Here is a 20,746-nt window from a genome sequence, read left to right on the forward strand (position 1 = left end):
AAACGCACTCGGCGCCGGGCTCACGCCCTCTTTACTGTTGCCTGCAGCAAGGTTGCATCATGCAGCCCAGGCTGACAAGAGAGGATGAAGGCTAAGTGCTATAAGGGTTATATCGGCTACGCGGTCGATTTCTGCAATCGGGGTGATAGGTGGTGTACAACCCTGTTTTTACTGTCCAAGAAACGCGCAAAAAAAGCCCCGCCAAGTGGCGGGGTTGAGGTACGAGCGTGGCGCTCGGAAATCGATGCAATCGGGCCTCCCTCGTGCAAGGGAGGCCCGTCGCGGCTTACAGCAAGATGGTGCGGATATCGTTCAGCAGTTGGCTCAGGCGCTGGGTGAAGCGTGCCGCTGCGGCGCCGTTGATCACGCGGTGATCGTAGGACAGCGACAGTGGCAGCATCAGCTTCGGCTGGAAGGCTTTACCGTCCCATACCGGCTGGATGGTCGCCTTGGAAACGCCCAGGATCGCCACTTCCGGCGCATTGACGATTGGCGTGAAGCCAGTGCCGCCAATGTGACCGAGGCTGGAGATGGTGAAGCATGCGCCCTGCATGTCGTCCGCGGTGAGCTTCTTGTCGCGGGCCTTGGCAGCCAGCGCAGCGGCTTCGGCAGCCAGTTGCAGCAGGCTCTTCTGGTCGACGTTCTTGATGACCGGTACCAGCAGGCCATCCGGGGTGTCGACGGCAAAGCCGATGTGAACGTACTTCTTGCGAATGATCGCCTTGCCGCTTGGCGCCAGCGAACTGTTGAAGTCCGGCAGCTCCTTGAGCAGGTGCGCGCAGGCCTTGAGCAACAGTGGCAGCACGGTCAGTTTCACGCCGGCCTTCTCGGCCACGGCTTTCTGCGCAACGCGGAAAGCTTCCAGGTCGGTGATGTCGGCCTGGTCGAACTGGGTCACGTGCGGGATGTTCAGCCAGCTGCGGTGCAGGCTCGACGCGCCGATTTGCATCAGGCGGGTCATCTGCACTTCTTCGGTTTCGCCGAAGCGGCTGAAGTCCACGACCGGGATCGGCGGAATGCCCGCACCACCGGTAGCATTGCCGGCAGCCGGGGCTTCCTTGGCTTTCTGCATCATGGATTTGACGTAAACCTGTACGTCTTCCTTGAGCACGCGACCGTGCGGGCCGGTGGCCGTGACGGCGTTCAGCTCGACGCCGAACTCGCGGGCCAGTTGGCGCACGGCAGGGCCGGCGTGAACCTTGGCACCGCTTCGTGCCGGTGCCGCCGCCGGGGCCGGTGCGGCCTCGGCTTTTTCGGCAGGCGCTGGAGCTGGAGCCGCGGCGACCGGTGCGGCTTCAGCCTTGGCAGCCGGCGCAGCGGCCGGTGCCGGGGCAGCAGCCGACGCAGCGCCTTGGACTTTCAGCTTGAGGATGAAGTCGCCAGTGCCGACTTCGTCTTCCAGCTTGACCGCGATGCTTTCCACCACGCCGGCAGCCGGCGAAGGGATTTCCATGGAGGCCTTGTCGGACTCCAGGGTGATCAGCGACTGGTCGGCTTCGACGGTGTCGCCGACCTTGACCAGCAGTTCGATGATCTTGGCCTTGCCCGACGAGCCGATGTCCGGGACATGAATGTCCTGGATGGTGGCTGCGGCCGGTGCGGCAGCCGGGGCCGCAGGGGCCTCGGCAGCAGCAGGTTTTTCAGCCGGCGCTGGCGCCGGTGCTGCCGCAGCAGCTGGAGCAGGGGCCGCAGCGGCGGCGCCCTCGATTTCCAGCTCCAGCAGTTCGTCGCCTTCTTTCAGGCGATCGCCCAGCTTCACTTTCAGGCTCTTGACCACGCCGGCCTTGGGAGCAGGGATTTCCATGCTCGCCTTGTCCGATTCCAGGGTCAGGATGCTTTGGTCGGCTTCGACGGTGTCGCCGACCTTCACAAACAGCTCGATTACTTCACCTTCACCGCTGCCGATGTCAGGTACGCGAATGAGTTCGCTCACAAAAAGTCTCCTCAGCAGTCCAGTGGGTTGCGTTTTTCCGGGTTGATCCCGAACTTGACGATGGCGTCAGCCACCACCTTGGGTTCGATCTCACCGCGGTCAGCCAAGGCTTCCAGGGCTGCCAACACCACGAAGTGACGGTCGACTTCGAAGAAGTGACGCAGCTTCTTGCGGCTGTCACTGCGGCCGAAACCGTCGGTGCCCAGGACTTTGAATTCCTTGGACGGGACCCACTGGCGAATTTGTTCAGCAAACAGTTTCATGTAGTCGGTGGATGCGATCACCGGACCTTTACGGCCAGTCAGGCATTCTTCGACGTAGCTCAGCTCAGGCTTCTGACCTGGGTGCAGGCGGTTGTTGCGTTCTACGGCCAGGCCGTCGCGACGCAGTTCGTTGAAGCTGGTCACGCTCCACACGTCGGCGCCGACGTTGAATTCGTCACGCAGGATCTTCGCCGCTTCACGCACTTCGCGCAGGATGGTGCCGGAGCCCATCAGTTGCACGTGATGCGCTGCTTCCTTGGTGTCTTCTTCGAGCAGGTACATGCCCTTGATGATGCCTTCCTCGACACCGGCCGGCATGGCAGGTTGCTGGTAGGACTCGTTCATCACGGTGATGTAGTAGAAAACGTCCTGCTGCTCCTGGGTCATCTTCTTCATGCCGTCCTGGATGATCACCGCCAGCTCATAGCCGTAGGTTGGATCAAAGGTGCGGCAGTTCGGAATGGTGGCCGCCAGGATGTGGCTGTGACCGTCTTCGTGTTGCAGGCCTTCGCCGTTCAGCGTGGTGCGGCCGGCGGTGCCGCCGATCAGGAAACCACGGGTACGGCTGTCGCCTGCTGCCCAGGCCAGGTCGCCGATACGCTGGAAGCCGAACATCGAGTAGAAGATGTAGAACGGCAGCATCGGCTGGTTGTGGCAGGAGTACGACGTACCGGCAGCGATGAAGGAGCTCATGGCGCCCGCTTCGTTGATGCCTTCTTCGAGGATCTGGCCCTTCTTGTCTTCCTTGTAGAACATCACCTGGTCTTTATCGACTGGCTCGTAGAGCTGGCCGACGGAGGAGTAGATGCCCAACTGACGGAACATGCCTTCCATACCGAAGGTACGGGCTTCGTCCGGGATGATCGGCACGATGCGCGAACCGACTTCCTTATCCTTGACCAGCTGCGCGAGGATCCGCACGAAGGCCATGGTGGTGGAGATTTCACGGTCGCCCGAGCCGTCGAGGATGGCCTTGAGGGTATCCAGTGCCGGTGTTGGGATGTTGACGCTCTTGGCACGGCGCTGTGGCACGAAACCGCCCAGTGCGGCACGACGCTCGCTCAGGTAACGGGCTTCGGCGCTGTTCGGCTCTGGCTTGAAGAACGGCAGGTTTTCCAGCTCTTCGTCCTTGACCGGGATGTCGAAGCGGTCGCGGAACAGCTTCAGGCTGCCGACGTCGACTTTCTTGGTGTTGTGCGCTGTGTTCTTCGCTTCGCCGGCACCGGTGCCATAACCCTTGATGGTCTTGGCCAGGATGACGGTCGGTTGTTCTTTGTGGTTGACCGCTTCGTGGTACGCCGCGTAGACCTTGTACGGGTCGTGGCCGCCACGGTTGAGTTTCCAGATCTCGTCGTCGGACAGGTCGGCAACCATCGCCTTGAGTTCAGGCGTGTTGAAGAAGTGTTCACGCACGAACGCGCCGTCTTTGGCCTTGTAGTTCTGGTACTCGCCGTCGATGACTTCGTCCATGCGACGTTGCAGGATACCGTCGACGTCCTTGGCCAGCAGTGGGTCCCAGAAACGGCCCCAGATGACTTTGGTCACGTTCCACTGAGCACCGCGGAACACGCCTTCGAGTTCCTGGATGATCTTGCCGTTGCCGCGAACCGGGCCGTCGAGGCGCTGCAGGTTGCAGTTGATGACGAAGATCAGGTTGTCCAGCTTCTCGCGGCCGGCCAGGGAGATGGCACCCAGGGATTCCGGCTCGTCGCACTCGCCGTCGCCCAGGAAGCACCAGACTTTCTGCTTGCCTTCGGGGATGAAACCACGGGCTTCCATGTACTTCATGAAGCGCGCCTGGTAGATCGCCTGGATCGGGCCCAGACCCATGGAAACGGTCGGGAACTGCCAGAAATCAGGCATCAGCCAAGGGTGCGGGTAGGACGACAGGCCCTGACCGTCGACTTCCTGGCGGAAGTTGTTCATCTGTTCTTCGCTGATGCGACCTTCCATGAACGCACGGGCGTAGACGCCTGGCGAGGTGTGGCCCTGGAAGTAGATCAGGTCGCCGCCGTGTTCGTCGGTCGGGGCCTGGAAGAAGTAGTTGAAGCCGATGTCATAGAGCGTTGCGCTGGAAGCGAAGCTGGAGATGTGACCGCCCAGGTCAGAATCTTTCAAGTTCGTACGCATTACCATCGCCATGGCGTTCCAACGTACCAGCGAGCGAATGCGGCGTTCCATGAACAGGTCGCCAGGCATGCGTGCTTCGTGGGTAACAGGGATGGTATTGCGATATGGCGTGGTGATGGCGTAGGGCAGTTGCGAGCCGCTGCGGGTCGCGAGTTCGCCCATACGGGTCATCAGATAGTGAGCACGGTCTTCGCCTTCTTTGTCGAGAACCGATTCCAGGGCGTCCAGCCATTCCTGGGTTTCGACGGGATCGAGGTCTTGCATGGCTTGCTCCAGGGCGGAAAGGCTACCAGAATCGGTTGCCTGAAGTTTGCGACTGGCCTTGTGGGCAGACGACATAAATTCTTGGATGGCCGGAGGTTGCTCCGGCGTCCTGTAGTTTTACTACAAATCGTCGGCCATTTCAGCCTTTCGAATGTATATACGAGTAGTAAAACTACACAAGACTGAGCGGATTGCTCGGTCCGTTAGGTGAGCATAATCGTTATTGTTGATCTTTTGCGAAGAAGAAAAGGTAGAAATTTAATGTTACCTGCCAAAATTTATGAATTTTCAGCTATTTCTAACTTTTGTTCGACAGTCATTCATCGCGCCTGCCTCCTGCGTTCACCGCAACAAGCCCTTTACGCGCCGTTCAAGGATAGACCATGAGCCTTCCAACGCTGGCCGAGCTGCCGGCCGTTCTCTTGCCGTTCGCCATTCGGGCCGAACAGTCATTCCGTGACGCAGTGGCCGCGCTGGACGACGATCATGGCCTTTCTGAATGGACGCCGCAACGCTGGGCCGATTTCGCGCGGGTGTGCGCGGCCAGTGATTTCGTGATTGAACAGAGTGTTCGTGACCCGTTGATGTTGCTCGAACTGGTCGCCTGGGGCGAGTTGGACCGTGGCTTTGCGCCGGGCGAGCTGTGCGGGCAGATTGCCGGTGCCGTGCAACAGGCTGAAACAGAAGATGAGTTGGGCCGCGTGCTGCGCCGCCAGCGTACCCGCCAGCAAGTCCGCATCATCTGGCGCGACCTGACCCGCCAGGCGGATCTGGTGCAAACCTGTCGCGACCTCTCCGACATGGCCGACGCCAGCATCGACCAGGCCTACCAGTGGCTGTACCAGCGCCATTGCGCGCAGTTCGGCACGCCGACCGGGCGCCGCAGCGGTGAGCCGCAGCAGATGGTGATCCTCGGCATGGGCAAGCTCGGCGCGGTGGAGCTGAACCTGTCATCCGACATCGACTTGATCTTCGCCTACCCCGAAGGCGGCGAGACGGTGGGGGTGAAGCGCGCCCTGGATAACCAGGAGTTCTTCATTCGCCTGGGGCAAAAACTGATCAAGGCCCTCGACCCGATGACCGTCGACGGTTTTGTCTTCCGTGTCGACATGCGCCTGCGGCCTTACGGTTCGTCGGGCGCACTGGTGCTCAGCTTCAATGCGTTGGAACAGTATTACCAGGACCAGGGCCGCGACTGGGAGCGCTACGCCATGATCAAGGCGCGCGTGGTGGCCGGCGATCAGGTGGCCGGTGCGCAACTGCTCGACATGCTGCGACCGTTCGTCTACCGCCGCTATTTGGACTTCTCCGCCATCGAAGCGCTGCGCACCATGAAGCAGTTGATCCAGCAGGAAGTGCGGCGCAAGGGCATGGCCGACAACATCAAGCTCGGTTCGGGCGGCATCCGCGAAGTGGAATTTATCGCCCAGGCGTTCCAGCTGATCCATGGCGGGCGCGACCTCAGCCTGCAGCAACGGCCGTTGCTCAAGGTGCTGGGCACCCTGGAAGGCCAGGGCTACCTGCCGCCGGCGGTGATCGCCGAGTTGCGCGATGGCTACGAATTCCTGCGTTACACCGAGCATGCGATCCAGGCGATTGCCGACCGCCAGACCCAGATGCTGCCGGACAGCCCCGAAGACCAGGCGCGCATTGCCTTTATGCTCGGCTTCGCCGATTGGGCCGCGTTCCATGAGCGCCTGATGTACTGGCGTGGGCGGGTAGACTGGCACTTCCGCCAGGTGATCGCTGATCCGGATGAAGAAGACGGCGAAGAAAGCGAACTGGTCGTCGGTGGGGAATGGTTGCCACTGTGGGAAGAGTCCCAGGACGAAGACGCCGCCTGCCGCCAACTGGCCGAAGGTGGCTTCACTGACGCGCCCAAAGCGCTCAAAGCCTTGGCCGGCCTGCGCGGCAGCCCGCAATTGCGCGCCATGCAGCGCCTCGGTCGCGAGCGCCTGGATGCGTTTATCCCGCGTCTGCTGGCGCAGGCCGTCGAGCACGCCAACCCGGACCTGGTGCTGGAGCGCGTCTTGCCGCTGGTGGAAGCCGTCGCCCGCCGGTCCGCCTACCTGGTGTTGCTCACGGAAAACCCTGACGCCCTGCGGCGCCTGTTGACCTTGTGCGCTGCCAGCCCGTGGATCGCCGAACAGATCACCCGCTTCCCGCTGCTGCTCGACGAATTGCTCAACGAAGGCCGCTTGTTCAAGCCGCCGTTGGCGCCGGAACTCGCCGCCGAACTGCGCGAACGCCTTACGCGTATCCCCGAAGACGACCTTGAGCAGCAGATGGAAGCGCTGCGGCACTTCAAGCTGGCTCACCGCTTGCGCGTGGCCGCCTCGGAAATCGCCGGCAGCCTGCCGCTGATGAAAGTCAGCGACTACCTGACCTGGCTCGCCGAAGCCATCCTCGAACAAGTGCTGGCCCTGGCCTGGCGCCAGACCGTCGCCCGCCACGGCGCGCCGCAGCGGTTGGATGGCAGCGTGTGCGATCCTGGATTCATCATTGTCGGTTATGGGAAAGTCGGCGGCATCGAATTGGGGCATGGTTCGGACCTGGACCTGGTGTTTATCCATGACGGCGACCCGCAGGCCGAAACCGATGGCGCCAAGCCGATCGACGGCGCGCAGTTTTTCACGCGCCTGGGCCAGCGGATCATTCACTTGCTGACCACGCAGACCAACTCGGGGCAATTGTATGAAGTGGACATGCGCCTGCGGCCGTCGGGCGCATCCGGTTTGCTGGTGAGTTCCCTCGGCGCCTTCGCGCGCTATCAGGAAAACGAAGCCTGGACCTGGGAACATCAGGCCCTGATCCGCGCGCGGGTGTTGGTGGGCAGCCAGGACGTGGGCCGCGCCTTCGAACAGGTGCGGGCCAAGGTGTTGGGCCGTGAACGCGACTTGACGAAGCTGCGCCAGGAGGTCAGCGAGATGCGCGCCAAGATGCGCGATAACCTCGGGACCCGGGCCACGGCGGCCGGTACCGGCGCGAATGCCTTCGAACCGACGGTGGCGTTCGACCTCAAGCAGGACGCCGGAGGTATCGTCGATATTGAATTTATGGTGCAATACGCCGCTTTGGCATGGTCTGCGCAACATCCATCGTTGCTGCGCTACACCGACAATATCCGCATTCTGGAGGGCCTGGAGCAGGTCGGGCTGATGCCCGCCGCCGATGCCCATTTACTGCGCGAGGTATATAAGGCCTACCGTTCCGCGGCGCACCGCCAGGCTTTGCAGAACGAAGCCGGTACGGTGGCCGGGGATCAGTTCGCCGACGAACGGCGCCAGGTGATGCGAATCTGGCAGGCGCTGGGGTTAAGCTGACACTCGATTAAATGAGCGACGCCAATCTAATGTGGAAACCGGCTTCATGTGGGAGCAGGCTTGCTCGTGATGCAGGCGCTGCGGTCTGTCTAGCGGACCGCGGTGATGCTATCGCGAGCGAGCCCGCTGCCACACAAAGTGCGATCTACAGTAATCATCGAGGCGGGGAGGCGTAAGCCTCCCCGCATCGTTTGTGGAAACTACATGAATATTCTGATCGTTGGGCCCAGCTGGGTCGGTGACATGGTGATGGCGCAGACACTGTTCCAGTGCCTCAAACAACGTCATCCCGACTGCCAAATCGACGTGCTCGCCCCTGAGTGGAGCCGGCCGATCCTTGAGCGCATGCCGCAAGTGCGCCAGGCTTTGAGCTTCCCGCTCGGCCATGGCGCCCTCGAACTGGCGACCCGCCGTCGCATCGGCAAATCCCTGGCCGGGCAGTACGACCAGGCGATCTTGCTGCCCAACTCGATGAAATCGGCGCTGGTGCCGTTTTTCGCCGGCATCCCCAAGCGCACCGGTTGGCGCGGCGAGTTTCGCTACGGTCTGCTCAACGACGTGCGCAAGCTCGACAAGGCGCGCTACCCGCTGATGATCGAACGCTTCATGGCCCTGGCCTACGCGCCGGGTGCCGAGTTGCCGACGCCGTATCCGCGCCCGAGCCTGCAGATCGACCCGATCACCCGCGACGCGGCCCTGGCCAAGTTCAGCCTGGCCCTTGATCGTCCGGTGCTCGCGCTGTGTCCCGGTGCCGAGTTTGGCGAGTCCAAGCGCTGGCCGTCGGAGCATTACGCCAAAGTCGCGGAGACGAAGATCCGCGAAGGCTGGCAGGTGTGGCTGTTCGGCTCGAAGAACGATCATGCGGTGGGTGAAGACATCCGCCAGCGCCTGATCCCCGGCCTGCGCGAAGAAGCGGTGAACCTCAGTGGCGACACCTCGCTGGCCGAGGCCATCGACTTGCTGTCCTGCGCGGATGCGGTGGTGTCCAACGACTCCGGGCTGATGCACGTCGCGGCGGCGCTGAACCGCCCGCTGGTCGCGGTGTACGGCTCGACCTCCCCAGGGTTTACCCCGCCGTTGGCCGACAAGGTCGAAGTGGTACGCCTGGGCCTGGAATGCAGCCCGTGTTTTGACCGCACCTGCCGTTTCGGCCACTACAACTGCCTGCGCCAGTTGTTGCCGCAACCGGTCAACGAAGCCTTGCAGCGGTTGCAGGGCTCTGTGGTCGAGGTTCACTGAGTTGCGGGTACTGGTAATCAAGACCTCATCCCTGGGCGACGTGATTCATGCGTTGCCGGCACTGACCGATGCGGCGCGGGCGATCCCGGGCATTCGATTCGACTGGGTGGTGGAAGAAGGCTTTGCCGAGATCCCCACCTGGCACCCGGCGGTGGACAAGGTGATCCCGGTGGCGATTCGCCGCTGGCGCAAGAACCTCTGGCAAACCTTCAAAAGTGGCGAATGGCGGCGCTTCAAGCAGCGTATCCAGTCAACCAAATACGACCTGGTGATCGACGCCCAGGGCCTGCTCAAAAGCGCCTGGCTGACCCGCTACGTGCGTGCCCCGGTGGCCGGTTTCGACAAGAACTCCGCCCGTGAGCCGATCGCGGCGCATTTTTATTCACGGCGCCTGGCCGTAGCCCGTGGGCAGCACGCGGTGGAGCGCTTGCGTCAACTGTTCGCCGTGGCCCTCGGTTATGACTTGCCCAAGGCCTTGGGCGACTACGGCCTGAGTGTCGACAAGCTGCTCGGCCTGCCGCCGAAAAAGCCGTTTGTGTTGTTGCTGCACGGCACCACCTGGGACACCAAGCACTGGCCCGAAGCCTACTGGCGCGAGCTGGCCGAGCGCATGGGCCGCCTGGGCGTGGACGTGAAGTTGCCATGGGGCAATGCCGCCGAAAAGGCCCGCGCCGAACGCCTGGCCCTGGGCCTGGACAACGCCGAGGTGCTGCCCAAACTGAACCTGGCCGGCGTCGCCCGCGTGCTCGCCGGCGCCCGCGCCTGCGTTGCGGTGGACACCGGCCTCGGGCACCTGGCTGCAGCCCTGGACGTGCCGACCATTTCGCTGTTCGGCCCCACCAACCCCGGCCTGACCGGCGCCTACGGCAAGAGCCAGATTCACCTGGCCAGCGACTTCCCGTGTGCGCCCTGCCTGCTGAAACAGTGTACCTATCAACCCACGGCCGACGATCTGCGTCGGTTCGACATCAAGCGCGAATCGCCCCTGTGCTTCACGCGGCTGAACCCTGAGCGTGTGGCGAGCCGGCTGAGCACGTTGTTACTGGCCGAGGAGATGCACTGATGCAACTGGCGTTTGTTCTGTACAAGTATTTTCCGTTCGGTGGCTTGCAGCGCGACTTCATGCGTATCGCCCTGGAGTGCCAGCAGCGCGGTCATCAGATCCGTGTCTACACCCTGATCTGGGAAGGCGATGTACCGCCCGGTTTCGAAGTGCTGGTGGCGCCGGTCAAGGCGCTGTTCAACCATCGCCGCAACGAAAAACTCTACGCCTGGATTCAGGCCGACCTGGCCAAGCGCCCGGTGGACCGCGTGGTCGGGTTCAATAAAATGCCCGGGCTGGACCTGTACTTCGCCGCCGATGGCGTGTTTGAAGACAAGGCACAAACCCTGCGCAACCCGATGTACCGCTGGTTCGGCCGCTACAAACACTTTGCCGAGTACGAGCGCGCCGTCTTCGAACAGAGCGCCAAGACCCAGATCATGGTGCTCTCGGCCCATCAGCAGGAATTGTTCACGCGTTACTACGGCACCCAGGCGCAGCGCTTTCATTTGCTGCCGCCGGGCATCGCCCGTGACCGGCGCGCGCCGCCGAATGCCGCGCAGATCCGCGCACAGTTTCGCGATGAGTTCGGCCTGGCCGAGGACGATTTGCTGTTGGTGCAGATCGGTTCCGGCTTCAAGACCAAGGGCGTCGACCGCAGCCTCAAGGCCGTGGCCGCATTGCCGTCGGCGCTGAAGAAACGTACCCGGCTGTTTGTAATCGGCCAGGACGACCCCAAAGTATTCCAATTACAGAGCGCCGCACTGGGCCTGGGCGAGCAAGTGCATTTCTTCAAGGGGCGCAGCGATATTCCGCGCTTTCTGCTGGGGGCCGACCTGTTGATCCACCCGGCCTACAACGAAGCGGCCGGCATGGTGCTGATCGAGGCGGTTGTCGCCGGCCTGCCGGTGCTGGTGAGCAAGGTCTGCGGTTATGCCTTCTATATCGACAAGGCCGGCAATGGCCGGGTGTTGGACGAGCCGTTCGAACAGGCTCAACTCAATCAATACCTGGTCGATATGCTCGACGATCCACAAGCGCGCGCGACCATGAGTCGCAATGGTCTGGCCTTCGCCGAGACGGCCGACCTCTATAGCATGCCGCAGTACGCTGCGGACCTGATCCTGGCGGAGCCGAACCGATGAAGTTGATGCTTGCCGAACCGTTCAAGACCCTTTGGGCCGGACGCGATGCGTTCGCCGAAGTCGAGAAGCTGGACGGCCTGGTGTACCGCGAACTCGATGCCCGTCGTACCTTGCGTACAGAGGTCGAGGGGCGCGGTTATTTCGTGAAGATTCACCGTGGTATCGGCTGGGCCGAAATCCTCAAGAACCTGATCACCGCGAAGTTGCCGGTATTGGGCGCCGGCCAGGAATGGCGGGCGATCCAGCGCTTGCAGCAAGTCGGCGTGCCGACCATGACCGCCGTGGCTTATGGCGAAAAGGGCAGCAACCCGGCCGACCAGCATTCGTTTATCGTCACCGAAGAGCTGGCGCCCACCGTCAGCCTCGAAGACCTGAGCATGGACTGGCTCAAGCAACCGCCATCGCCAGTCATCAAGCATGCGCTGATCGCCGAAGTGGCGCGCATGACCGGCATGATGCACCGCGCCGGGGTCAACCATCGCGACTGCTATATCTGCCATTTCCTGCTGCACACGGACAAGCCGCTGGTGGCCGACGATTTCAAGTTGTCGGTGATCGATCTGCACCGTGCGCAGGTGCGCTCGAAGATCCCGCTGCGCTGGCGCAACAAGGACCTGGCGGCGCTGTATTTTTCGGCGCTGGATATCGGCCTGACCCAGCGTGACAAGCTGCGTTTTCTCAAGGGCTACTTCCAACAGCCGTTGCGCCAGATTCTCGCCGAAGAGGCCGCACTGCTGCAGTGGCTGGAGCACAAGGCGGCCAAGCTCTACGCGCGCAAACAACGTTACGGGGATGCGCTCTGATGGCGGGTTGGAACCTGGAACCCGCATACGCCGGCCTCGCGGATGATTTTGGAAGCCTTGAAGCGGTGTTCGCCCTGCAAGGCGAGCGGCTGACCCGCGACCCGCTGTCGGAAGTGATCCGGGTGGCGCGCGGCGGGGTCAATTACTACGTCAAGCGCTACGTCGGTGCCGGCAAGGGCCTGCGCCGCTACCTGGGCAAGCCGCGGGTGAAGTCCGAGTGGCAGAACCTCAAGCGTTTCGCCAAGTGGGGCATTCCCACCGCCGACGTGGTCGCCTGGGGCCTGGAGCGCAATGGCCTGGCCTACGCCCGGGGCGCGCTGATCACCCGTGAGTTGCCCAAGACCGAAGACTTGTCGGTGCTGGCCGAGCGCAGCGACGTGCGCCTCAAAGACCCCAAATGGGTCGATGCGGTCAGCCGCCAGCTCGCCGAATACACGCGTACCATGCACGATCATCACTTCACCCATAACGACTTGAAGTGGCGCAACCTGCTGATCGACGACCAGCACACCCTGTACCTGATCGATTGCCCCAACGGCGATTTCTGGCGCGGGTTCTGGCTCAAATACCGCATCACCAAAGACCTGGCCTGCCTGGACAAGGTGGCCAAGTATCACCTGTCGGCCACCCAGCGCCTGCGCTTCTACTTGCAATACCGCCAGCGCGCGCACCTGAGTGCGTCGGACAAACAGCGAATTCGCCATGTGGTGAAGTTTTTCGAGGGACGCGAATGAGTGATTTCCTGGCGGCCGAAGACCGCGCTCTGCTGGAGCGCAACGGTCTGGCCAGTTTCGATGCCCTGTGGGCCAAGCAACTGGACGCGGTGGACGAGCCGAACACCAGCCGTGGCGGCTGGAGCAGCGTGTTCCGCCTGGAGCTCGACGGCCACGGTTACTACCTCAAGCGCCAGAGCAACTACCTCACGCGCAGCTTGCACCGACCGTTTGGCGAGCCGAGTTTTTCCCGCGAGTTTCGTAACATCAGCCGTTATCGCGCGTTGGGTATCCCGGCCTTGCAGGCGGCGTTCTACGGTGAGCGCAAAGTCGCTGGCGAGCACCGCGCGATGCTGTTGACCCGCGCCCTGGACGGCTGGAATGACCTGGACTCGTTGCTCGAACAGTGGCCGCAACTGAGCGACGCCCAGCACCGTGCGATCCTGTTGGCCTGCGGCCAATTGGCGCGCCGTCTGCACGGCGTGGGACAGGTCCACGGGTGTTTTTACCCCAAGCATATTTTCCTGCAGGCCACCGGCGACGGTTATGCCGCGCAGTTGATCGACCTGGAGAAAACCCGCCCGCTGCTGTTTGGCTGGCGTGACCGGGTCAAGGACCTGGAGCCGCTGTTGCGCCGTGCGCCGCAGTGGTCGGATGCGCAAACGCATCACCTGCTGGCGGCGTATCTGGAACAACCTGAAGACAGCCCGCTGGTCGCCACCTGGCAGCAGCGCCTGACCGCTCGCCGCAGCCACAAGGAGCACCGTTGATGCGTTTATCCGCGCTGAAACAGGCCGGCCGCAGCCCAAACCTGCCGCTGACCATCGAACTGGCGGACGCCGCAGGCCCTGGTCAATTGCAATTGCTCAGCCTGTTGCGCGTGTTGCCGGGCCAGCGCTATGTAGGTGCCGGTGTCTGGCGCGGTCGCGCGGTGTTGGCCAAGTTGTTGGTGGGCAGCAAGGCGGCGCGGCATTTTCAGCGTGAGCTCAACGGCGTGCGCCTGCTGGCCGAACAGGGCCTGACCACGCCGCTGCTGCTGGCCGACGGTTTGCAGGAAGGCGAGGGCGGTTGGCTGCTGTTTGAGTTTATCGACGGCGCCGAAAGCCTGGCCGATGCCTGGCAAGCGGTCGAAGGCCTGCCGCCGTTGGCCGATGAGCAGACCGCTGTGCTCGCCGAAGCGCTGGACGCGATTGCCCGCATGCACGCCAAGGGCCTGTGGCAGGAAGACCTGCACCTGGATAACCTGCTGCGCCAGGGCGGCAAGCTGTACCTGATCGATGGTGCCGGGATCTGCGTGGAACAGGCGGGCCAGCCGCTGTCGCGCAACCGGGTGCTGGAAAACCTCGGGGTGTTTTTCGCCCAGTTGCCGAAAAACCTCGCGCCGTTTACCGAAGAGTTGCTGGTGTATTACCTGCTGAGCAACGGCGAGCATGCGTTACCGCTCGAAGCCCTGGAGAAGCAGGTGCGCAAGGTCAGCGCCTGGCGCCTGAAGGACTTCCTCGACAAGGTCGGCCGCGAATGCACGCTGTTCAGCGTGGTGCGCGGCGCGTTTGGCTTGCGGGCGATCCGTCGCGAGGAGGAGCGCGCGATGCTGCCGGTGCTGGAGCAGGCCGATGCCTTGCTCGACCAGGGGCATTTGTACAAGACCGGCGGTGCGGCCAGCGTGGCCAAGGTCGAAGTGGCCGGCCGGCCGCTGGTGATCAAACGCTACAACATCAAGGGCTTCGCCCATTGGCTCAAGCGTTTCTGGCGCCCGAGCCGCGCCTGGCATTCCTGGCGCGAAGGCAATCGCCTGGCGTTCCTCGGCATTGCCACACCCAAGCCGCTGGCCGTGCTGGAAAAGCGCTTTTTCTGGCTGCGCAGCCGCGCTTACCTGGTCACTGAATACCTGCCGGGGCCGGACATCATCGAGCGCTTCGCACCGTATGTGGAGCAGGGCGACGCGCCTGAAAACGAACTGCTGGCGCTGGACCACCTGTTCGCCGAGCTGATACGCGAGCGCATCAGCCATGGCGATTTCAAGGGCCATAACCTGTTCTGGCACGAAGGCCGCTGGGCCTTGATCGACCTGGATGCGATGCGCCAGCACCGCTCCGACGCCAGCTTCGCCACGGCGTTTGCCAAGGACCGCGCACGCTTCATGCGTAATTGGCCGCAAGGCAGTGCGCTGTATCAGGTCATCGATCAGCGTTTGCCGAAGGAAGTCGGCGGCGCCGGCTGACGGTCGAGCGGGGTTTTCAGGTAGGACGCGGTCAAGTGTGGGGGCGGGCTTGCAGGGGCCTGTCCCCCAGCAGCCAGTTGGCCTGCACGAACTGCTCGAATCTGGCAATTATGTATCATTTTATACAATGCCCGGTTGCGAGGCTGTCTTGATACGGGTTGCGGGCTTTAAGTAAGTTAGAAGTTGAAACGGATTCGGCGGATAGCGCGAAGTGTGCTGGCTTATATCAGACTTGTCCTAGAGCAATTTATTGGGGCAAGGTATTTGTTTGGTTGTATTGTACTTCTTGTTTTAAACGGATACATGTGTGGCGCATGTTGCGGGTTGAGCATTCTTTTGTCGTTCTATAAATTTGTTCTACAGCCGATGAGGTTGTTCAATTATTTATAGGAGGTTTTTATGTCGTCTATCAATGCTAACTCAAACGTGGCTGCTGATTATCAGAGGTACGAAAATAATAACTTTAATGAGAAGGGGCAAAACAATCCGCTGGATCAGGCGGCCGGGGAAGATGCTGAGTATTTGGGTGCGCAAAATCAGCCGATTGATCATGAGATTCAATCCGACGGTAATGGTGGTTTCTATCAGCCAGGTACGGGCAGGGGGCAGCCGGGTAATGGTGAACCGGGGTTAGGAAGCATCAACGTTGGAGCGGGGCATCAAATTGACTTTGATGGTGCGGAGCCTCCGCGGTCGCTGCACTATTAAGGCGCCCGTGGGCGTGTAACGTCGAAAAGAATGCTGCTGCATGGGTATGCGCAGCATTCATGTCGTCTCGTTGTTATTGCGTTTTTTGGGTAATGGGTTTTATGCCGTTGATCATGTTGATAGTTGCAGGTGCGGTTTAAAGGAAGGGTTGGTTTGAACGTTAACCAAGCGTATTAATTTGCCCGTCAGTGCTCTTTGCTCCGGTGTGTTCGCGGCGCGAAGCAACTAATCCTGTATTGTCTTATCGGAACTTTCTCACATGACGTATCGGTGTGCCGGTGTAGGCTATCTTCGCTGGCGATGTTAGTGTGGTCGACCCTCTATGCTGAACGGTGTCGTTCATGATCCGTATGTACCCTGTGTTGCTTGCTGCTCTCCTGGCAATCTCCGGTTGCGGGACCATCAACACCGTCTTTCGCCCGGACGCTGTCGCCAGCCAGAACCTCAAGGAGTCGCGCAGCTACTGCGAAAATATCCCGCGCATCTACAGTGGGGTGATCTACGGGTTTTGTACGCTCAATGCTGAGCCCGCCCCAGAAAAAAGCCTGAATGACCGAGCCCTGTCGGACCACGAGAACAATGCTTTCCCGATCATCGCCATCGAGTTCATCGGCTCTGGCGTGCTAGACACCCTGGTCCTGCCCTACACGATCTACCGTCAGAACAAGGACGGCAGCATCGAGATCTTCCGCTGAACCTCCTCGACGCTCGCCGCTAACAGCTTCCTCCTGCTTTTGAGCTATAATCCCGCCCTTTAGCTGTTTCTCGCCCAGGCGAGAGGCACACTTTTTTCAGGCGTAACGCGCCTGCATGCAGACTAAAAGAGGCTAGACCCCTGTGGCATTGACGATTCTTGGCCTGTCCGGCGCCCTTAGCCATGATCCTTCCGCAGCCCTGTATATCGACGGCAAGCTGATCGCGGCCGCCGAAGAAGAACGCTTCGTGCGCGACAAGCATGCAAAGCACCGCATGCCCTACGAATCGGCGAAATTCTGCCTGGAACAGGCCGGCATCAAGCCCTCCGACGTTGATGTGGTCGCGATCCCGTTCGCCCCGATCAGCCTGTTCGGCGAAGCGCGCTGGCACTATGCCAAGCGTTACTGGTACGCCCCGGACCGCGCTCTCGATGCGATCCTGATGGGCAACCGGCGCTACAAGCGCTACCGCAACAAGATCGTCTGGTGCCTGGAACAGCTGGGCTTCGATCCGAAGAAAATCAAGATCGAGCCGGTTGAACACCACTTGGCCCACGCCTCCAGTGCCTACCACTGCTCCGGCTTCAAGGAGAAAACCGCGATCCTGGGGATCGACGGCAAGGGTGAGTACGCCACCACGTTCTTCGGCTACGGCGAAAACGGCAAGATCCACAAGATCAAGGAATTCTACGATCCGGACTCCCTCGGCGGCCTGTACGGCGCGGTCACCGAGTTTCTCGGTTTCGAGATGCTCGACGGCGAGTTCAAGGTCATGGGCATGGCGCCTTATGGCGATGCCAGCAAGTACGATTTCTCGCGCCTGGCCTCCTTTGAAAACGGCGAGCTGGTGATCAACACCGACTATGCCAACGTCATCGGCCTGCGTCGTTATAAAGAGAAGGGCAAGGGTTTCTACTTCTCGCCCAAACTGATCGAGTGGCTGGGGCCCAAGCGCGAAGGCGACATCGCCGACGAGCCGTACATCCACTACGCGGCCAGCATGCAGGCGCTGTTCGAGAAGCTGTCCCTGCAGATGATCGACTACTACCTGGGCGACATCCTCAAGGAAACCGGCAAGCTGGCCTTCGCCGGCGGCTGTGCGCTGAACGTCAAGCTGAACCAGAAGATCATTGCCCGTGACGACGTGAAAGAGCTGTTCGTGCAACCGGCGTCCGGCGATGCCGGCACCGCCGTGGGCGCCGCCGCTTACGTGTCCAACGCCCATGGTGTGCCGGTGGAGAAGATGGAACACGTCTACCTCGGCCCGTCCTACAGCAACGAAGACGTGATCGCCGCTTGCGCCAAGCACCCGAGCAAGCCGGACTGGCGCAAGATCGACAGCATGCCTAAACGCATCGCCAAGATCATGGTCGACGGCAACCCGGTGGCCTGGTTCCAGGGGCGCATGGAGTTTGGCCCGCGTGCCTTGGGCGGTCGTTCGATCATTGGCTGCCCGAGCGCTACCGGCGTGGCGGACCGCATCAACCATCAGATCAAGTTCCGCGAGCGCTGGAGGCCTTTCTGCCCGTCGATGCTCGACACCGTGGCCCCGCTGATGATCAAGGTCGATCACCCGGCGCCGTTCATGACCTTCACCTTTGAAGTGTCGGAAGAGTGGAAAACCCGCGTGCCGGAAGTGGTCCATGAGGACGGCACGTCCCGCGCCCAGGTGCTCAAGCGCGAATACAACCCGCGCTACTACGACATGATGAAAGAGCTCGAAGTGCTGACCGGCAACGGCGTGTCCCTGAACACTTCGCTCAACCGTCGTGGCGAAGCGATGATCTGCTCGCCGACCGATGCGCTGAACATGTTCTTCGGTTCCGACCTGCAGTACCTGATCATGGAAGACATCCTGGTGGTCAAGGACGGCGTGGACCCTTATGACGCTGTGGTTTAAATGCTGAATCGCTTCCAGGGTTGGCGTGAACGCGGCTGGGTACCTGTCGAGGCCGAGGTCTACGCCCAGGCCTGGCAGCGGTTTGGCGGCAGCGTGGCGACGCATCCGCTGATCGTCGAACGGTTGGCGGACCTGGCGCAGATTCCGGTGCGCTACCTGGGCTGGGAGCAGGACGGCGAGCTCAAGGGCGCGATTGCCACCTGGGGGCGCGACCTGGCCTTGTCCAAGGACGTGCTCAAGCGGCGCGGCAAGAAAGGCGTGTTCGATCTGGGCAATGCCGAAATCATCCTGCCGATCGCCGCCGACGCGCAGTTGCCGGTACGCCACCGTGGGCGCTACCTGTCGGCGTTGAACGAGGGGCGCGTCAGCACCCTCAAGCTCCAGGCCGAGCAGTTGGCCATGGCGCGCACCCCGGAAGACCTATCGAAGAAGTTTCGCTACAACCAGCGCCGCGAATTGCGGTTGCTCGAAGAAGCCGGCGGCGTGGTGCGGGCGGTGAGTGAGTTTTCCAGCGGTGAGCTGGCGGCGATCTACTGCGACCTGTTCCAGCGCCGCTGGGGCTTCCCGGCCACCGGCGCCGAGCATCTGGCGCAGGTGCTGGGCTTGCTCAAGGAGTTCCTGGTGGGCTCGGTACTGTTTCTCAACGATGCGCCGATTGCCGTGCAACTGGTGTATCGCGTCGAGGCGCCCGAGTGGGTCAGCATCGAATACGTCAACGGCGGTGTCGACCCCCAGACTCGTGAATTCAGCCCCGGCAGCGTGTTGAGTTTCCTCAATACGCAAAGCGCCTGGGAACAGGCGCGGGCCGTGGATAAACCGCTGCGCTTTTCCTTCGGGCGCGCCGACCGTGAATACAAGGAGCGCTGGTGCAACCCGGTGCCGGTGTTCAGCCTATGAGCCGCAAGCAGCAACTGCTCAAGCGTCATCGGCGCACCAAGCGCATCGCGCTGCTGATTGGCTTGCTGGTGCTGATCGCGGCCGGTGTGCTCGTGGCCTGGTGGCTGCCGTTGATTCTGGCGGTGGTGCTGTGGGCGGCCCATGAAGCCTGGTTTGCCGATCATCTGTTCTATTCGCCCAACGAGGATTATGCCTACGCATTCCCTCACGGCAGTGAAGTGCCAGGCCTGCGCCTGGACGCGGGGCGGCTGTTGCTGGACGCGCCGCTGGCGGCGGACGACACCCTGATCGTCGGTATCGAGCTGCGCAGCTCGTGGCTCGGGCGTTTCATCGACCCGGCGGTGGAACTGCTGGGCCTGCAAACGCCGGACCGGCAGGTGTTCGAGCGCGGCGTCGGCGGGCGCCGTTACCTCAACCTGACCGGCGCCGCCGACGCATTGGCCGCCGGCAAACTGCGGGTGCGCGGGCGTTTTTGCCGGATCAACGGCCAGCCGACGCTGTGGCGTTTCCGTCAGCCGGATTATCGCCAGCAACGTGTGATGGTGATTGCGCCCCATGCCGACGACGCCGAACTGGCGGCCTTCAGCCTGTACAGCCAGGCGGCCGAAAGTTGGATCGTCACGTTGACCGCCGGTGAAATCGAAGCCGAGCATTATCAACAGATGGGCCTGCCCAAGGCGCAAGCGGCGCAACTCAAAGGGCGCCTGCGGGCCTGGGACAGCATTGCCGTGCCGCGCTGGGCCGGCGTTCCCGAAGCACAGTGCGTGCAATTGGGCTACTTCTGCATGCAGTTGGCGGCCATGCAGGCCGCGCCGGACCAGGCTCAAGCCTCCCGCGAGGCGCAATTGAGCGATACGCGGCTGTTTCGTCAGTTCAATGCCTTTGCGCTGCCCGGCGACGTGGACGGCGCGCCGACCTGGCACAACCTGATCGCCGACCTGCGCGCGCTGCTGCTCAAGGCGCGACCGCAGGTGATCGTGCTGCCGACGCCGTTGCTCGACCCGCACGCCGACCATATCTGCGCTCACGCGGCGATACTGGAAGCCCTGGAAGGCCTGGCGTGGCAGCCCGACACATTGCTCGGCTACGCCAATCACTTGCATGATAACGACCGCTGGCCCATGGGCGACTCGGGCGCCGGCGTGGCCCTGCCGCCGCGTTTCGACACCGCGGACGAACTGGTCCCCTGCAGTTTCACGCTCGCCTTGAGTCAGCAGCAGGACAAGGCCATGGCCCTGGGCATGATGCACGACCTGCAACCGCGCGCGCCGTTCAAGCGCCGTGTGCGTCGCTGGTTGCAACAGGTGCTGGCCGGGCGTAGCCCATCGCCATACGGAGAGAACGAATTCTTCCGCAAGGCTGTGCGTCGGCATGAATTGCTGTGGGTCCTGAAACAGGACTGAGACCTTATTTACGGCAGACCGCATCCGTTTGCCGCACCATTTTTTGCCGGGCTGCGCGCCCGCAGCC

15 protein-coding genes are annotated in these 20,746 nt (G+C 62.1%); 13 read left to right on the forward strand and 2 right to left on the reverse strand.

Annotation, left to right across the window (positions count from 1 at the left end; genetic code table 11):
- Nucleotides 1-286 precede the first annotated feature (286 nt).
- Nucleotides 287-1,933 (reverse strand): dihydrolipoyllysine-residue acetyltransferase, encoded by a 1,647-nt coding sequence (gene aceF / locus C8K66_RS23475; protein ID WP_108526069.1) that lies wholly within the window; start codon nt 1,931-1,933, stop codon nt 287-289.
- Nucleotides 1,934-1,944: 11 nt separating this feature from the next.
- Nucleotides 1,945-4,590, reverse strand: a complete 2,646-nt coding sequence (gene aceE, locus C8K66_RS23480) for a pyruvate dehydrogenase (acetyl-transferring), homodimeric type (protein ID WP_046384939.1) — start codon at nt 4,588-4,590, stop codon at nt 1,945-1,947.
- Between the two features lie 383 nt (nt 4,591-4,973).
- Between aceE and glnE the strand changes: the two genes are divergently transcribed.
- From glnE to C8K66_RS23545, 13 genes are all read left to right on the forward strand, one after another.
- Entirely contained in the window at nt 4,974-7,913 is a 2,940-nt protein-coding gene (glnE, locus tag C8K66_RS23485) for a bifunctional [glutamate--ammonia ligase]-adenylyl-L-tyrosine phosphorylase/[glutamate--ammonia-ligase] adenylyltransferase (protein WP_057003653.1), read from the forward strand.
- A gap of 204 nt (nt 7,914-8,117) precedes the next feature.
- Complete coding sequence (gene waaF, locus C8K66_RS23490) at nt 8,118-9,152, forward strand: lipopolysaccharide heptosyltransferase II (RefSeq protein ID WP_108526071.1); 1,035 nt, start codon at nt 8,118-8,120, stop codon at nt 9,150-9,152.
- A gap of 1 nt (nt 9,153) precedes the next feature.
- Nucleotides 9,154-10,215, forward strand: a complete 1,062-nt coding sequence (waaC, locus tag C8K66_RS23495; RefSeq protein ID WP_108526073.1) for a lipopolysaccharide heptosyltransferase I — start codon at nt 9,154-9,156, stop codon at nt 10,213-10,215.
- Nucleotides 10,215-11,339 carry a glycosyltransferase family 4 protein gene (locus C8K66_RS23500; protein WP_046384935.1) on the forward strand — a complete coding sequence of 375 codons (1,125 nt, stop codon included), beginning with the start codon at nt 10,215-10,217 and terminating at the stop codon, nt 11,337-11,339. Before waaC ends, C8K66_RS23500 begins: the two co-directional genes overlap by 1 nt.
- Entirely contained in the window at nt 11,336-12,142 is an 807-nt protein-coding gene (gene rfaP, locus C8K66_RS23505; protein ID WP_046384934.1) for a lipopolysaccharide core heptose(I) kinase RfaP, read from the forward strand. The genes C8K66_RS23500 and rfaP overlap by 4 nt, the downstream gene beginning before the upstream one ends.
- Complete coding sequence (locus C8K66_RS23510; RefSeq protein ID WP_046384933.1) at nt 12,142-12,876, forward strand: lipopolysaccharide kinase InaA family protein; 735 nt, start codon at nt 12,142-12,144, stop codon at nt 12,874-12,876. The genes rfaP and C8K66_RS23510 overlap by 1 nt, the downstream gene beginning before the upstream one ends.
- On the forward strand, nt 12,873-13,625 hold the full coding sequence (locus C8K66_RS23515) for a lipopolysaccharide kinase InaA family protein (protein WP_108526076.1): 753 nt from the start codon (nt 12,873-12,875) through the stop codon (nt 13,623-13,625). Before C8K66_RS23510 ends, C8K66_RS23515 begins: the two co-directional genes overlap by 4 nt.
- Nucleotides 13,625-15,076, forward strand: coding sequence for a lipopolysaccharide kinase InaA family protein (locus C8K66_RS23520; protein WP_108526078.1), 1,452 nt, complete (start codon nt 13,625-13,627; stop codon nt 15,074-15,076). Before C8K66_RS23515 ends, C8K66_RS23520 begins: the two co-directional genes overlap by 1 nt.
- Before the next feature lie 399 nt (nt 15,077-15,475).
- Nucleotides 15,476-15,784, forward strand: coding sequence for a hypothetical protein (locus C8K66_RS23525; protein WP_046384930.1), 309 nt, complete (start codon nt 15,476-15,478; stop codon nt 15,782-15,784).
- A 341-nt stretch (nt 15,785-16,125) separates the two neighbouring features.
- Nucleotides 16,126-16,479: a YceK/YidQ family lipoprotein gene (locus C8K66_RS23530; protein WP_057003658.1), complete on the forward strand. Its 354-nt coding sequence runs from the start codon at nt 16,126-16,128 to the stop codon at nt 16,477-16,479.
- A 142-nt stretch (nt 16,480-16,621) separates the two neighbouring features.
- The gene (locus tag C8K66_RS23535; protein WP_108526080.1) at nt 16,622-18,379 is read left to right on the forward strand and encodes a carbamoyltransferase; all 1,758 of its coding nucleotides are present in this window, start codon (nt 16,622-16,624) and stop codon (nt 18,377-18,379) included.
- Entirely contained in the window at nt 18,380-19,276 is an 897-nt protein-coding gene (locus tag C8K66_RS23540) for an antimicrobial resistance protein Mig-14 (protein ID WP_108526082.1), read from the forward strand.
- Complete coding sequence (locus C8K66_RS23545) at nt 19,273-20,679, forward strand: PIG-L deacetylase family protein (RefSeq protein ID WP_079442709.1); 1,407 nt, start codon at nt 19,273-19,275, stop codon at nt 20,677-20,679. Before C8K66_RS23540 ends, C8K66_RS23545 begins: the two co-directional genes overlap by 4 nt.
- Nucleotides 20,680-20,746 lie beyond the last annotated feature (67 nt).

The organism is Pseudomonas sp. GV105 (assembly GCF_003058185.1).
GTDB classification, from domain to species: Bacteria; Pseudomonadota; Gammaproteobacteria; order Pseudomonadales; family Pseudomonadaceae; genus Aquipseudomonas; species Aquipseudomonas veronii.